This window comes from Rathayibacter sp. VKM Ac-2805 (assembly GCF_009834265.1).
Classification (GTDB): Bacteria; Actinomycetota; Actinomycetes; order Actinomycetales; family Microbacteriaceae; genus Rathayibacter.
Map to the genome: position 1 here is coordinate 2,021,607 of NZ_CP047185.1, position 14,055 is coordinate 2,035,661.

Consider the following 14,055-nt stretch of genomic DNA (forward strand, 5'->3'; position numbering starts at 1 on the left):
CGTCGTCAGCCGGAGCGGCGCGCCGCGGCCGTCGCTCGCAGTCGGTCGCGGTGGGTGCGGCGCACCCGGTGCGTCCAGCGCTGCAGGGACGACCCCATCCCGGGGTGCCGCGCCAGCGTGTGCAGAGCGCGGTCGAACCGGCGGAGCATGTCGGCGAAGGCGCCGAAGGGGCGGGCCGAGATGCCGACCTCGAGGTGGCGGTCGAGCACGATCCGGTGCCGGAGTCCCAGGTGCACGCTGATCTCGACGTCGTCGTGCACGTAGGCGTCGTGCCGGTGCATCTCCTCCGCGATCTCCTCCCACGCCGACCGGCGGACGGCGCAGTTGGAGCCGAAGAGCGGCCAGTTGGCCAGCGCCGACCCCATCAGCACGAAGTAGGCGTCCATGTAGGCGACCCGCGCGATCACCCGGGCGATCGGGCCGAGCTCGTCGAAGCGTCCGGGACCGGTCACCGCTCCGACCTCGGGATCGGCGAAGTGGCCGGCCAGGCGCGCCAGCCAGTCGGGTCCCGGGCGGGAGTCGGCGTCGAGCCGTGCGAGGACGTCGCCGTGCGCCTCGTCGAAGCCGTGCGCCGTGCTCGCCGGGATCCCGGCTCCGTCGTGCCGCACCACCCGCGCGCCCGCCGCTCGCGCGACGGCGGCGCTGTCGTCGGTGCTCCCGTCGTCGACGACGACGATCTCGAACGGCGCGAGCGTCTGCTCGCGGAGGAGCTCGAGCAGCTGCTCGAGGTGGCGGGCGTCGTCCTTCACGGGGACGACGACCGAGATGCGCCGGTGATCCATCCGCCCAGTAAAAGCGATCGGGGCGCTCAGCGGGAACACCGCCACGCGTCTCGGGCAGGCTCGGCCGCCGTCGGCCTCCTCCACGAGCCGGCGGACCGGCGCGAGTCCCGACCACGGCGCCCGCCCGCCGGGTACTCTCGAAGAGGTGCTCCGGCGGGCGGGGCGCCTGCTCCGGGATGTAGGTGACGCACGTGTGGTTCCGGCGTCGACGCAGGTTCAAGATGGAGCCGTACGACCCCGATGAGAACCCGTCGCGCGAGCCCGCCTCCGTCGAGGAGGCCGCCGAGGAGGGCCTGATGCTCGCGCAGTACGCGAGCCGGATGGCCGTGAAGAACCGGGTGCTGATGGACGGCCTCGGCGCCGACGTCCCCTTCGACTCGGGCCGCTACTCCGTCGTCGCCGCGGAGGAGCTCGAGAAGCTGGCGCGCGAGTCCGAGGCGGCCGCTGAGCGCCTGCGCGGCATCGCCGCCGACGTGACCTCGGTGGGCGGCCGCTCCGACCACGTGCACGACTACCGCTCGGCCGACGTCGACAACCTCGACCACCGCGAGCGGCTCTCGCTCCTGGTCGCCGACTCCCTCCACAGGCGGGCGCAGGACGAGGAGTACCTCGCGACGCTCGTCGACGACGCCCGTCAGGACGCGTGGCGCGAGCTCGCGCAGTCGATCGAGGAGACCCTCGACCGCACCTCGCGGATCGACCCGGACGACGAGGAGTACCGCCGCGACCGCTCGGTGCGGATGGCGCTCGTGGTCGTCGACGACCTGGTCAAGCTGGCGGAGGAGCGCGGCGTCAGCCTCGAGGACTGACGGGCTCGTCGTGGGAGGCCGGGACGGGGCTCAGGCCCAGCCGGCGCGGAACGACTCGGTCGCCTCGGCGGAGCGCTCCCGGACCGACTCCAGCAGCTCCTCCATGGTGGAGCTGCGGAGGAACGCGAGGCGGTCGAGCTCGGTGACCGGTGCGACGCCGGCGAGCTGCCAGGCGTGCGCGGCCGGATCCTCGGCGAGCTCGACGACCGCGCCGTAGCGCTGCTCGACGAACTCGCTCGCGACCGCCAGTGCCGTGCGGACCGCCGACTCCGCCGCAGCCAGCGCGGGGGCGTGCTTCTCGTCCCACTCCAGATCGGGCAGCAGGCGGACCTCTGCGCGCGGGTACGGGTCGTCCTCGTACCAGCGGACGACCTCGAAGCGCTCCTCGCCCACGGAGTCGAGCGTGACGAACGACTCCGCCCCGTCGATGTTCAGGATGCGCGCGCGGGCGCCGACCGCGAACCGCTGGTCGCCGCCGCCCACCTCCTGGCCGCGCTCGATGAGCACGACGCCGAACGCGAGGGTCTCGTCCTCGAGGACGTCGCCGAGCATCCGCAGGTACCGCGGCTCGAACAGCCGGAGCGGGAGCGGCATGTGCGGCAGGAGCACGGAGCCGAGCGGGAACATCGGAAGATCAGGCACGGGATCAGGCAATCACGTCGAGCGGAGAGCGGCCAGTACGGGCGCGGCGCGTCGGGACGTGCTAGCGCATCGCGCCACCGTGTCGTCCGCTCGCGGATGCTCGCCACGCCCCGGACGATCTCCGACGGCCCGGCCTCACCCTCGAGGCTCCCACTCAGACTGGGAGCATGGATCTCGCTGACCTCCGAGCCGTCGTCCGAGCGGACCTGGCCGCCAAGGGCCACGCCTCCGACCGGCTCACCGTCCTCGTCCTCCGGCTCGGGCAGTACTCGAGCTCTCGGAGGACCCGGCTCCCCCTCCACCTCGTCTACCGCCTCGTCGATCTCGTCTGGACCCGCATGATCGTCGGAGCCGAGCTGCCGCCGACCGCTCAGGTCGGGCCCGGCCTGCGGCTCCCCCACTGGGGCCGCGGCGTGATCCTGCACCCGCGCACGGTCATCGGGAGGAACGCGTTCATCTACCACGGCGTCACCATCGGCGAGTCGAAGGGTCGGACGCCCGTCATCGGCGACGACGTCTACATCGGCGCCCGCGCGACGATCGTCGGGGACGTGACCGTCGGCGACCGTGTGCGGATCGGAGCCGGCGCCGTCGTCGTCCGCGACGTCGCCTCCGACTCGTCCGCGGTCGGCGTGCCGGCGAGGACCGCGTCGGCGGCGTCCTGAGGCACGGCACGCCGGTCCGACAGGAGCGGACCGCCCGCTCCGACGAGACCGGCATCAGGTGGACGCCCGACCCGGCGCTGGAGAGGAGGAACGACCGCGGGTGGAGCGGAGTAGGGCGTACGGGACTTGAACCCGTGACCGACGGATTATGAGTCCGCTGCTCTGACCGGCTGAGCTAACGCCCCGCGGCGGCCGTCCGAGCGGCCGTCAGGTGGCGGCGGGTGCGGACGCAGCGTCGGAGGCCGGATCGGCCACCGGCTCCCCACGATACAGGCTCTCGAAGGTGCTGATCGTGCGGTTGATGTCGTGCGCGGCGACGATGCGGAGGGAGGCGCGCTTCATCGCCTCGAAGTCCTCCTGATCGGCCGTGAGCACGGCGGTGAGGCGCTCGGCGAGGGCCTCGGCGCTGCCCGGAGCGAAGAGGTAGCCGTTCTCGCCGTCGTGCACGAGGTGCGGGAGGGCCATCGCGTCGGCGGCGACGACGGGGAGGGCCGAGGCCATCGCCTCCATCGTCGCGATGCTCTGCAGCTCGGCGATGGACGGCATGGCGAACACGGTGGCGCGGGTGTACGCCTCCTTGAGCTCGGCGTCCGAGACGTAGCCGGTGAAGCGGACGCGGTCGGCGATGCCGAGGGTCGCGGCGAGCTGCTGGAGGTTGCGCATCTGGTCGCCGCCGCCGACGATCTCGAGCTTCGCGTCGAGCGCCGGGTCGAGCAGGGCGACGGCGCGGAGCAGGACGTCGATGTGCTTCTCGCCGGTCACGCGGCCGACGAAGAGGATCGAGTCGCCGGCGCGCGCCGCGAAGTCCGGCGTGTAGTTGTCGGCGTCGATGCCGCAGGAGATGGCGTGGACGCCCCGGAGGCCCGTGTACTTCTCGAGGAACTGCGCGGCCTTGCGGGTCGGCGTGGTGACCGCCTCCGCCCGGCCGAAGGTGCGGCGCGCGGCCCGCCACGCCATCGCCACGGCCTTGGCCTGCACGGCCTTCGGCAGGAGGGTGAACTCGAGCATGTTCTCGGGCATGAAGTGGTTCGTGCCGACGATGCGGATGCCGCGCTTGGCCGCCTCGATCCCGAGGCCGCGGCCGACGATGATGTGCGACTGGAAGTGCACGACGTCGGGCTTCACCTCGTCGAGGATGCGCGCGCTGTTCTGCCGGATGCGCCACGGCATCGCGAAGCGCAGCCAGTCGTGCGGGTACCAGCGCCAGCTGTAGAGCCGGTGCACGATGATCCGCTGCCCCTCGTGCGTCTCGACCCGGGTGCCGCTCCAGCCATCGGCCGAGGGGGCGACGACGTGGACCTCGTGGCCGCGCTGCGCGAGACCGGCGGCGAGGCGCTCGGCGAACTTCGCGGCTCCGTTCACGTCGGGAGCGAAGGTGTCGCAGCCGATCACGACCGTCAGCGGTCGGGAGTCGGGCGATCCCGGTCGGGACGCGTCGCGGGGATCTGACACGGGAGGTCCTATCGGTGTCGTGCCGCTCGGGGAGAGAAGGGAGCGATCGGCGGAGGTCGGTCGGTTTCGTGGCTCTCGGCGCGGACCCATTGTAGGCAGAGGACTCCTCACCACTCGGGATCCCGCGCCGTCAGCGCGCCTGCGGGTGGTGCTTGGCGAGGAGGAAGACGCCGTAGATGGCGACGGCACCGGCCGCGATGAAGAGCGGGATCGCCCACGGGGCCGCGTACTGCGCCTCCCCGAGCACGACGATGCCGATCGCGACGGCGACCAGCGGGTCGATGACGGTGAGGCCCGCGACGACGAGGTCCGGCGGGCCGGAGGAGTAGGCGTTCTGCACGAAGTACCCGCCGAGCGCGGTCGCGGCCAGGAGCGCCACGATGCAGACCACCGTCAGCGGGTCGAACTCGCCGTACTTGATGCGGTTGAGCACGACCTTCGCGAGAGTCGCGACGAAGCCGTAGACCACTCCGGCGCCCACGATGTAGAAGATCGCCTTCGCTCCGCGGCGGAAGACGCGGAAGGCGATGACGAAGACCGTGAGCACCACGGCGAGGATCACGAGGATCGTGATGAGCTCGGGCGTCTGGATGGACTTGTCGACCGCGTTGAACGCCGCCACGAGGACGAACGTGCCGACGCCTCCGACGCAGAGCACGATCGCCCGGATCGACGCCGCGTTCAGGCGCACCCGGCTGACCCGCGCGTTGACGACCGCGGTGATCACGAGCGCCACCGCTCCGAGCGGCTGCACCACGATGAGCGGGGAGAAGCCGAGGCTCGTCAGCTGGAAGACGATCGCGAGGCCGAGGAGCAGGGTGCCGATCACCCACGAGGGGCGCGAGAGCAGCGCGACCAGCTGGCCGCCGCTGAGCCCGGAGGAGCCGGAGCGCTTCGAGAACCGCTCCACCTTCGCCACTCCCCGGTGCTGGAACTGCGCGCCGAGGGAGAGGAACACCGCGCCCACGAGAGCGATCGGGATGCCGATGAACTTCGCCGGGTCGTTGAGGAGTTCGGCGAGATCGGCGGGCATGGGGTCGACCCTACCCAGAACGCCTCCGGGAGTCCTCCGACGCACGGGTGAGGGGCTGAGCCCAGCGGATGATCCTCGCGGACCCGGTCGACGGCCCCGCGGTACCCTGTCCCCCATGGCCGTCCTCCCCATCCGCATCGCCGGCGACCCCGTCCTCCACTCCCCCGCCGCCCCCGTCACCGAGTTCGACGATGCGCTGCGCACCCTCGTCGCCGACATGTTCGAGACGATGGACATAGCCCCCGGAGTCGGCCTCGCCGGCCCGCAGGTCGGCGTCCCGCTGCGACTGTTCGTCTACGACTACGCCGACGACGACGGCACCCCCCGCCGCGGCGTCGCGATCAACCCCGAGCTGTTCGTCACGCCGACCCCGCTCGGCGAGGCGGACGAGGACACGGAGTCGGAGGGGTGCCTCTCCTTCCCCGGCGAGCGCTTCCCGCTCCGCCGCTCCGAGCGCGCGATCCTCCGCGCGGTCGACCTCGAGCAGGAGCCGTTCGAGATCGTCGCGGACGGCTGGTTCGCCCGCGTGTTCCAGCACGAGTTCGACCACCTCGACGGCGTGCTCTACATCGACCGCCTCGAGCACGACTACCACAAGCCGGTCGCGAAGATCACCCGCAAGCGCGGCTGGGGCGGCCCCGGCGTCTCGTGGCTGCCCGGCGTGGAGCACCTCGAGGACTGACTCAGGCCAGGTCGACCCCGTGCACGCCGTTGTGGTGGCGGATCGCGGGGAACGAGGCGGTGACGCTCCGGCCGACGCCGGGCGTCCGCTTCTCGGTCACGTCACCGCCGAAGAGGGCGGCCCGCTCGCGCAGCTCGGCGAGCGCGGGGCTGTCGATGCGCTCGGTGAGCGAGCGCAGATCCGCCTCGAGAGCGCTGGCGTCCTGCTCCGCAGCGCCGTGCTGCTCGCGGTCGTCGTCGACCTCCACCCGGAGGCCGGTGGTCGTCCATCGGGAGCTGATGCGGACCTCGGTCCCCGCGCCGCCGGTCTCCAGCGCCGAGTCGAAGGCGTACTCGAGCACCCGGAGCACGGCCACCTCGGCGCCGTCCTGCAGCGGGAACGGCTCGCCGAACGACTCCTCGCGGACGCTCAGGCCTCGCTCGCGGGCGCCCTCGATCAGGGGGACGGAGCCGCCGGTGCGCGGCAGCTCCCCCGGATCGACGGAGGCGACGGTCGCGATGCGGCGCAGCTGCGCCAGCGAGGCCTCGGCCGCCCGCACGGCACGCTGCGCCGACCGCGCGGCTGCGGCGGGGTCGCGGTCGATCGTGAGCCGGACGCTCTCGGCCTCCTCGACGACGTGCGCGGCGCTGCGGACCGCGAGCTGCTCGAGCTCGCCGACGATGCGGAGCCTCGCCTCCTGCTCGCCGACCGCCAGCTCGAGGCGGACGACGCGCGCCGCCTCCTCCGCACGGCTCTCGGCGGCACGGCGCTCGGCGCCGACGGCGCGGCGCCACAGCACGACGACCGCGACCAGGGCGATCAGGGCGAGGACGAGGACGACTTCGAGCACGACGGCCTCCGGGGTGACGGGACGGGTTCGGCACAGGAGCGCCGGAGAGAGATCGTACCCGCGCCGCGGACAGCGGACCTGAGGCCGCGGAGGGGGTTGCGGAGCGGGACTCAGCCGTCGGAGCGCACGGAGCGGGTGACGGTGAAGCGGCGGTCGCGCGCCACCACCGAGGTCGGCCCGACCGCGCGGCGCAGCTCGGCCGGATGCGCGAGGTGGGAGTTGAAGACCGTCCACAGCACGCCTCCGGGGCGCAGCACGCGGCCGGCCGCGCGCAGCATGCGCCGGGCGACGAGGTCGGTGACGGCTCCGTCGGAGTGGAACGGCGGATTGCAGAGCACGACGTCGACGGAGGACGCCTCCAGCGTCGAGGCGTTGTCGTCGCGGAGGACAGTGACGGCCAGCCCATTGGCCGCCGCGGTCGCCCGGGCGGACTCGACCGCGGCACGCGAGGTGTCCGTCGCGGTCACGGCGAGGTCGGGGCGGGCCCGGGCCACCACGGCGGCGAGGACGCCGGTTCCGCAGCCGAGGTCGAGTGCGGTGCCCGCGGGAAGGGAGTCGACATCGAGGGCGGCGAGGAGGGCGCGGGTGCCGAGGTCCAGTCGCGCCCCGGCGAAGGCTCCCGGCAGCGCGACGACCTCGAGGTCGAGCTCGTCCAGACGGCGCCGCTCGGGCCCGGGCGCGGGCGGCTGGTCGGGGAGCGCGCCGCTCGCGAGCAGGGCGCGCGACTTCTGACGCGCGAGGGAGACGTCGATCCGCTCGTAGCGCACGGCGAGCACGTCGTTCATCGTGCGGGTCATGTGCTTGATGCGGCCGGCGCCGATCAGGGTCGCCGCCGGGTTCGCGAGTGCAGTCCCGGCCGCGACGGCGGCCAGGGCGTCGAGTGAGCGCGGCAGGCGCAGGAGCACCGCGTCGGCGTCGCGGACGGCCTCCGCGACGGAGTCGACGATCTCGATCGGCGCGAGATCGACGCCCGACCCCCGCACCGTCTCGAGGTTCTGCGCGAGAGCGCGCTCGGCGGTGATCGAGTCCTGCACGACGCGCACGGCACGACCGTCGGCGGCGAGGCCGAGGCTCAGCGCCCCGTAGGCGTCCCCGATCACGGCGAGGCGGCCGCGATCGGCGGCGAGGTCGAGCAGCAGGCGGTCGCTGGCGTCGACGGCGACGAGATCCGGCGCCTCGACGTCGGGGCGGCGGCGCAGGAGAGCGAGCACGTCCTCGCGCATCGCGCCTCCGATCGTCGGTCCGAGCGGGTGGGCCCTCGAGGGCGACCGCTCGCGGGCACGAAAAAAGGGCCCGAGAGTGGAGTCCCGGACCCTTCGCTCCCCGACTTGGACTCGAACCAAGAACCTACCGGTTAACAGCCGATTGCTCTGCCAATTGAGCTATCGAGGATCATCCGACCACCCGGAGGCGATCAGCGCGGTACTACTTTAGCAAACTCTCCGCGAACGCAAAATCGGGCGCGCACTCAGTAGCCAGAGCCCGGGTCGACGCGGCCGACGAACAGCCCGCCGGCGGCACAGGCGGCCACGTTGGCGCGCACGCGCTCGGCCAGGAGCGGCGCGGTGATCTCGGGGGTGTCCGCGCTGTGGGGCGTGATCAGGCACCGGGGCTCGCTCCAGAGCGGATGCCCGTCCGGCAGCGGCTCGGGGTCCGTCACGTCGAGCGCGGCGCCCGCGAGACGGCCTTCGGCGAGGGCCGCGACGAGCGCGTCCGTGTCGACGAGGCTCCCCCGGGCGACGTTGACGAGCACGGCGTGGGCGGGGAGCCGCGCGAGCAGACCCGCGTCGACCATCCGCTCCGTGCCCGCGGTGGCGGCGGCGGCCAGGACCAGCACGTCGGCGTCCGCCGCGGCCTCGGCGAGCCGCGACGCCGGCAGGGTGCGGGCCGCGCCCTCCACCGGCTCGTCTCCGCGGCGGACGATCGTCACCCGGCAGTCGAAGACGGCGAGCAGCCGCAGGAGCTCGCGAGCGATCCCTCCTGCTCCGACGATCACCACGGAGGCGCGGTGCAGCGTGACCGCCTTCTTCGGCCCCCACGACACGGCGCGCGCCCGCTCCGGCAGCGAGCGCAGGAGGGCGAGCACCAGCGCGAGCGCGTGCTCCGCCACCGGCTCCGCGTAGGCGCCCTTGGCGCTGGTCCAGACCACGTCCGCGCGAGACGCGGCGAGCACGGGCGCGAAGACATCGACGCCGGCCCAGGGCAGCTGCACCCAGCGGATCGACGGGTGCTCCTCCAGCACAGCGGCCAGCTCGTCCGTGCGGCCGTAGGACAGCCAGAGCAGCGCGTCCGGACTCCCGTCGAGTCCGACGACCACTCCCCCGCCCGACTCGACCGCCTCGGCGAACACCGGTTTCGGCCGCGGGAGCACCGCGACGCGCGGGACGGTCACTGGTCGGCCGCCTCGACGCGCTGCGCTCGGGAGGCGTCGAAGCGCTCGTACTCGGCGAAGGCCGCTCCGAGCTCGCGCACGTAGGGGTGCCGCGCCTCGATCAGAACCTCCAGCAGCGGCCCGTACGCGACGACCTCGCCGCCGACGAGCACGGCGATCCGGTCGGTCGCCCGGCTCAGCACGTCGATGTCGTGGCTGACCACGACGGCCGCGAATCCCTCCCGGCGCCGCAGGTCGGCGAGGAGGTCGACGATCGACTCGCGCACCGTCGCGTCGATGCCCGAGGTCGGCTCGTCGGCGATCAGCACCTTCGGCCCGAGCACGAGCGAGCGGGCCACGGCCACGCGCTGGCGCTGGCCGCTGGAGAGCTCGTAGGGGTAGCGGTCGAGCAGGAACAGCGGCAGGTGCACGGAGTCGAGCAGCGTCGCCACCCGCACCGCCGCGGCCTTCGGGTCGTAGTGGCGGTCGCGGAGGAAGATCGGCTCGGCGATCAGCTCCGAGACGGTCAGCTCGGGGCGGAGGGCCGCACCGGCGTCCTGCGCGAGATGCGCGACGTCGACGGTGAAGCGCTTGAGCTCGCGGGCGGGGAGCGAGCGGAGGCGGTGCCCCGCGACCGTCGCGTCCCCTCCGACGATCACCGGGCGCGTGCGGCCGCCGTCGTGCCCCAGGCCGTCGCCGCCGAGCACGCGCGCGAGCGTGGACTTGCCCGAGCCGCTGCCGCCGAGGATGCCGAGCACCCCCCCCGGCTCCACGCGGAGGCTCACTCCCCGCAGCGCCGTCCACCGGCGGCTGATGCCGCGCGGCGGGTACTCGACGCTGAGGTCGTCGACGACGATGGGGGCCGGATCCCCGGCGGTCCGGCTCACGCCCGGCGCTCCGCCTCGACGATGCTGCGCAGGAGCTCGCGCCTCGAGGCCTGCTCGACCGGGTCGGGCACGGGCAGGGAGGCGAGCAGGCGCTGCGTGTAGGGGTGCTTCGGCGCGGCGAGCACCTCAGCCCCCGTCCCCTCCTCGACCAGCTCGCCGCGGTAGAGCACCGCGATGCGGTCGGCGAGCAGGTCGACCACGGCGAGGTCGTGGCTGATGAACAGCGAGGCGAAGCCGAACTCGCGCTGCAGCTCGGCGAACAGCTCGAGCACGCGGGCCTGCACCGACACGTCGAGCGCCGAGGTGGGCTCGTCGGCGATCAGCAGTTTCGGCTCGAGGGCGAGGGCCCGGGCGAGGCTGGCGCGCTGGCGCTGGCCGCCGGAGAGCTCGTGCGGGTAGCGGTCGCCGTAGGAGCGCGGCAGCTGCACCGCCTCCAGGAGCTCGTCGACGCGCGAGCGCGCCCCGGCGGCGTCGCCGGCCCGCCCGTGCACGATCAGCGGCTCGGCCACGCACTCCGCGATGGTGAGCAGCGGGTTGAAGCTCGACGCCGGGTCCTGGAACACGAAGCCGATGTCGCCGCGGACCGGCCGGAAGGCTCGCTCGCGGATGCCGCGCATCTCCTTGCCGAGGACCTTCAGCGACCCGCCGGTCACCGGCGTCAGGCCCGCGATGGCGCGCCCGATGGTGGTCTTGCCCGAGCCGCTCTCGCCGACGAGGCCCAGCACCTCGCCCGCTCGGATGCGCAGCGAGACGCCGTCGACCGCGACGAAGCCGGGACGGCCGAGCCGGCCGGGGTACTGGATCCGCAGGCCCTCGGCGGCGACGAGCGTCTCGGCCTCGGGGGCCTCGGCGCGCTCGACGGCGCGGACGCGGGCGCGCTCGACGCCCTGGCCCACGTGCGGGACGGCGGCGAGGAGTTTCCTCGTGTACTCGGCCTTCGGCGCCGAGAACAGCTCGGAGACCGTCGCCTCCTCGACCAGCTCGCCCTGGTACATCACGGCGACGCGGTCGGCCAGATCGGCGACGACGCCCATGTTGTGGGTGATCAGCACGATCGAGGTGCCGAACTCGTCGCGGCACCGGCGGAGCAGGTCGAGGATCTCGGCCTGCACGGTCACGTCGAGCGCGGTGGTCGGCTCGTCCGCGACGATCAGACCGGGATCCAGGACCAGCGCCATCGCGATGACGACGCGCTGCTTCTGGCCGCCCGAGAACTGGTGCGGGTAGTAGTCGACCCGCTTCTCCGGCTCCGGGATGCCGACGGTGCGCAGGACGTCGATCGCGCGCCTGCGCGCCTCCTTCTTCGAGACGGAGCCGTGGGCGCGCAGTCCCTCCGCGATCTGCCAGCCCACCGTGAAGACCGGGTTGAGGGCGGTGCCCGGCTCCTGGAAGACCATGGCGACGTCGGTGCCGCGCAGCTCCCGGAGGCGGGCCTTGGGCACGGAGACGACGTCGGTCGCCGCGCTGCCGTCCTTCTTCGAGAGCAGGACCACTCCGGAGGCGGTGGCCGTCTCGGGCAGGAGGCCGAGGATGGTCTTCGCGGTCACGGTCTTGCCGCTGCCGGACTCGCCGACGATCGCCAGGACCTCGCCGCGCTCGACGCGCAGGCTCACCCCGGCGACGGCGCGGACGACGCCGCGGTCGCTCGCGAAGGCGACCTCGAGGTCGGTGATGTCCACGATCGGACGCGCTGAGGCGTCCCGGACGATGCGCTGGTCGCTCATCGCGTCTCCTCCACTCCGGCGACGGGGTCGTGCCCCGGCGTCTCCAGGCCGTCGGCGGCGAGGACGCCGCCCGGCACGACGGACGTCGCGGCGACGTCGCCGGCACCGGCGGCCACCGCGCGCCGACCGCGCAGGCGCGGGTCGGCGAGGTCGTTCAGGCTCTCGCCCACGAGGGTGATGCCCAGCACCACGAGCACGATCGCCAGGCCCGGGAAGACCGAGGTCCACCAGATGCCGCTCGTGACGTCCGACAGCGCCTTGTTGAGGTCGTAGCCCCACTCCGCGGCCGACGTCGGCTCGATGCCGAAGCCGAGGAAGCCCAGGCCCGCGAGGGTCAGGATCGCCTCGGAGGAGTTCAGCGTGAAGATCAGCGGCAGCGTGCGCGTCGCGTTCCGCAGGACGTGGCGGAACATGATCCGCGGCGTCGACGCTCCGATGACCTTCGCCGACTCGACGAAGGCGTCGCCCTTGATCCGCACTGTCTCGGCCCGGATCACGCGGAAGTACTGCGGGATGTAGACCACGGTGATCGAGACCGCCGCGGCGAAGATGCCGGCCCAGAGGTTCGACTGCCCGCCGGAGATGACGATCGACATCACGATCGCCAGCAGCAGGGTCGGGAACGCGTAGATCGCGTCGCAGATCACGACGAGCACGCGGTCGAGCCAGCCGCCGAGGTAGCCGGAGACGAGGCCGAGGAAGACGCCGAGGAAGATCGACAGGACCACGGCGACGACGATCACGAGGAACGCGGTCTGCGCTCCCCAGATCACTCGCGAGAGGACGTCGTAGCCGCCCACGGTGGTGCCGAGCAGATGCTCCGCGCTCGGCGGCTCCTGCGCGCCGAACGACTCGCCGCCCGAGCGCAGCTGCGAGTATCCGTAGGGCGCGATGAGGGGCGCGAACAGGGCCACCAGCAGGAACGCGCCGGTGATGATCAGGCCGGTGACGAGCATCCCCCGCTGGAGGCCGACGCTCTGCCGGAGCTGGTGGACGACCGGCAGACGGTCGACGAGACGGCGGCGCGGACGCGCCGGGGAGGTGGTGCTCATGCTCAGTACCTCACTCGCGGGTCGATGAGCGCCGCGATGACGTCGACGATGAAGTTGGTCAGCGCCACGATGACGGCGAGCAGGGCGACGATGCCCTGCACGGCCACGAAGTCGCGGGCCTGGAGGTACTCGGCGAGCTGGAAGCCGAGGCCCTTCCACTCGAAGGTGGTCTCGGTGAGGACGGCGCCGCCGAGCAGCAGGGCGATCTGCAGGCCGATCACGGTGATGATCGGGATGAGCGCCGGCCGGTAGGCGTGGGTGCGGACGAGCCGGAACTCGCTGACGCCGCGCGAGCGCGCCGCGTCCACGTAATCGGTGCCGAGCGTGCCGATCACGTTGGTGCGCACCAGGCGCAGGAAGATGCCCGCGGTGAGCAGTCCCAGCGCGACGGCGGGGAGCACCGCGTGAGAGAGCACGTCCGAGATCGCGGCCGGGTCGCCGGTCTGGATCGCGTCGATCAGATAGATGCCGGTCTTGTTCTCGAGGAACTGGAGCGAGAGCTCGGTGCTCGTCGAGGCGCGCCCGGCGACGGGGAACCACTTCAGCCAGACGGAGAACACCAGCTTCAGCAGCAGGCCCGCGAAGAACACCGGGGTCGCGTAGCAGAGGATCGCGAAGATGCGCAGCACCGCGTCGGGGGTGCGGTCGCGGTGGTAGGCGGCGAGCATCCCGAGCGGGATGCCGACCAGGAACGCCACGATCAGGGCGTAGAAGGCGAGCTCGACCGTCGCAGCGCCGTAGGTGAGGAGCACCTCGGTGACGGGGCGGTTGTCGCTCAGGGTGGTGCCGAAGTCGCCGGTCAGCAGCTTGCCGAGGTACTCGAGGTACTGCACGATCAGCGGCCGGTCGTAGCCGGCGGCGGCTACGCGCTCGGCGAGCTGGTCCGCGGTCAGGCGGCCGCCGAGGGCCGCCGTGATCGGGTCGCCCGTGGAGCGCATGAGGAGGAACACCAGCGTCACGAGGATGAAGACGGTGGGGATGATGAGCAGGAAGCGGACGAGCAGGTAGCGCCCGAGTCCGCCCCCGGAGCCGCGCGGTCGCCGGGTGGGCGCCGTCGCCGCAGCCGTCGTGGCTGTCGTCACGTGATGCCTTTCGTGGAGAACGGCCGGCGCCTCCTGTCGGGGAGG

14 protein-coding genes and 2 tRNA genes are annotated in these 14,055 nt (G+C 72.9%); 3 read left to right on the plus strand and 13 right to left on the minus strand.

Annotated elements, in window-relative coordinates; all coding sequences use genetic code 11:
• Positions 1-5: 5 nt before the first annotated feature.
• Entirely contained in the window at positions 6-782 is a 777-nt protein-coding gene (locus GSU40_RS09460; RefSeq protein ID WP_104223456.1) for a glycosyltransferase family 2 protein, read from the minus strand.
• A 221-nt stretch (positions 783-1,003) separates the two neighbouring features.
• Here GSU40_RS09460 and GSU40_RS09465 point away from each other — a divergent pair, with 221 nt between their 5' ends.
• The gene (locus GSU40_RS09465) at positions 1,004-1,591 is read left to right on the plus strand and encodes a hypothetical protein (RefSeq protein WP_104223455.1); all 588 of its coding nucleotides are present in this window, start codon (positions 1,004-1,006) and stop codon (positions 1,589-1,591) included.
• Between the two features lie 30 nt (positions 1,592-1,621).
• On the opposite strand, the gene GSU40_RS09470 is transcribed toward GSU40_RS09465, so the two are convergent.
• Positions 1,622-2,233 carry an LON peptidase substrate-binding domain-containing protein gene (locus tag GSU40_RS09470; RefSeq protein ID WP_244229436.1) on the minus strand — a complete coding sequence of 204 codons (612 nt, stop codon included), beginning with the start codon at positions 2,231-2,233 and terminating at the stop codon, positions 1,622-1,624.
• Between the two features lie 167 nt (positions 2,234-2,400).
• On the opposite strand from GSU40_RS09470, the gene GSU40_RS16935 reads away from it, so the two are divergent.
• Positions 2,401-2,898 carry a serine acetyltransferase gene (locus GSU40_RS16935; RefSeq protein WP_104238209.1) on the plus strand — a complete coding sequence of 166 codons (498 nt, stop codon included), beginning with the start codon at positions 2,401-2,403 and terminating at the stop codon, positions 2,896-2,898.
• 111 nt (positions 2,899-3,009) lie between these two features.
• Here GSU40_RS16935 and GSU40_RS09480 read toward each other — a convergent pair.
• From GSU40_RS09480 to GSU40_RS09490, 3 genes are all read right to left on the minus strand, one after another.
• Positions 3,010-3,083 (minus strand) — tRNA-Ile (locus GSU40_RS09480).
• Between the two features lie 22 nt (positions 3,084-3,105).
• The gene (locus tag GSU40_RS09485; RefSeq protein ID WP_244229437.1) at positions 3,106-4,350 is read right to left on the minus strand and encodes a glycosyltransferase; all 1,245 of its coding nucleotides are present in this window, start codon (positions 4,348-4,350) and stop codon (positions 3,106-3,108) included.
• A 130-nt stretch (positions 4,351-4,480) separates the two neighbouring features.
• Positions 4,481-5,383, minus strand: a complete 903-nt coding sequence (locus tag GSU40_RS09490; RefSeq protein ID WP_104223451.1) for a DMT family transporter — start codon at positions 5,381-5,383, stop codon at positions 4,481-4,483.
• A 115-nt stretch (positions 5,384-5,498) separates the two neighbouring features.
• Here GSU40_RS09490 and def point away from each other — a divergent pair, with 115 nt between their 5' ends.
• Positions 5,499-6,065, plus strand: coding sequence for a peptide deformylase (def, locus tag GSU40_RS09495; RefSeq protein ID WP_104234187.1), 567 nt, complete (start codon positions 5,499-5,501; stop codon positions 6,063-6,065).
• A gap of 1 nt (position 6,066) precedes the next feature.
• On the opposite strand, the gene GSU40_RS09500 is transcribed toward def, so the two are convergent.
• The 8 genes from GSU40_RS09500 to GSU40_RS09535 form a co-directional block, all read right to left on the minus strand.
• Positions 6,067-6,894 (minus strand): hypothetical protein, encoded by an 828-nt coding sequence (locus GSU40_RS09500; protein ID WP_104223449.1) that lies wholly within the window; start codon positions 6,892-6,894, stop codon positions 6,067-6,069.
• Between the two features lie 110 nt (positions 6,895-7,004).
• Complete coding sequence (locus tag GSU40_RS09505; protein WP_160034733.1) at positions 7,005-8,117, minus strand: class I SAM-dependent methyltransferase; 1,113 nt, start codon at positions 8,115-8,117, stop codon at positions 7,005-7,007.
• Positions 8,118-8,213: 96 nt separating this feature from the next.
• A tRNA-Asn gene (locus GSU40_RS09510) sits at positions 8,214-8,286 on the minus strand.
• Between the two features lie 76 nt (positions 8,287-8,362).
• Entirely contained in the window at positions 8,363-9,286 is a 924-nt protein-coding gene (locus tag GSU40_RS09515) for an NAD(P)-dependent oxidoreductase (protein ID WP_244229438.1), read from the minus strand.
• Entirely contained in the window at positions 9,283-10,152 is an 870-nt protein-coding gene (locus GSU40_RS09520) for an ATP-binding cassette domain-containing protein (RefSeq protein ID WP_160034736.1), read from the minus strand. The genes GSU40_RS09515 and GSU40_RS09520 overlap by 4 nt, the downstream gene beginning before the upstream one ends.
• A complete protein-coding gene (locus GSU40_RS09525) occupies positions 10,149-11,876 on the minus strand; it encodes an ABC transporter ATP-binding protein (RefSeq protein ID WP_160034739.1) in 1,728 nt (575 codons plus the stop codon). Before GSU40_RS09525 ends, GSU40_RS09520 begins: the two co-directional genes overlap by 4 nt.
• Entirely contained in the window at positions 11,873-12,928 is a 1,056-nt protein-coding gene (locus GSU40_RS09530) for an ABC transporter permease (RefSeq protein WP_104226685.1), read from the minus strand. The genes GSU40_RS09525 and GSU40_RS09530 overlap by 4 nt, the downstream gene beginning before the upstream one ends.
• A gap of 2 nt (positions 12,929-12,930) precedes the next feature.
• Positions 12,931-14,010, minus strand: a complete 1,080-nt coding sequence (locus GSU40_RS09535) for an ABC transporter permease (protein ID WP_104223444.1) — start codon at positions 14,008-14,010, stop codon at positions 12,931-12,933.
• Positions 14,011-14,055 lie beyond the last annotated feature (45 nt).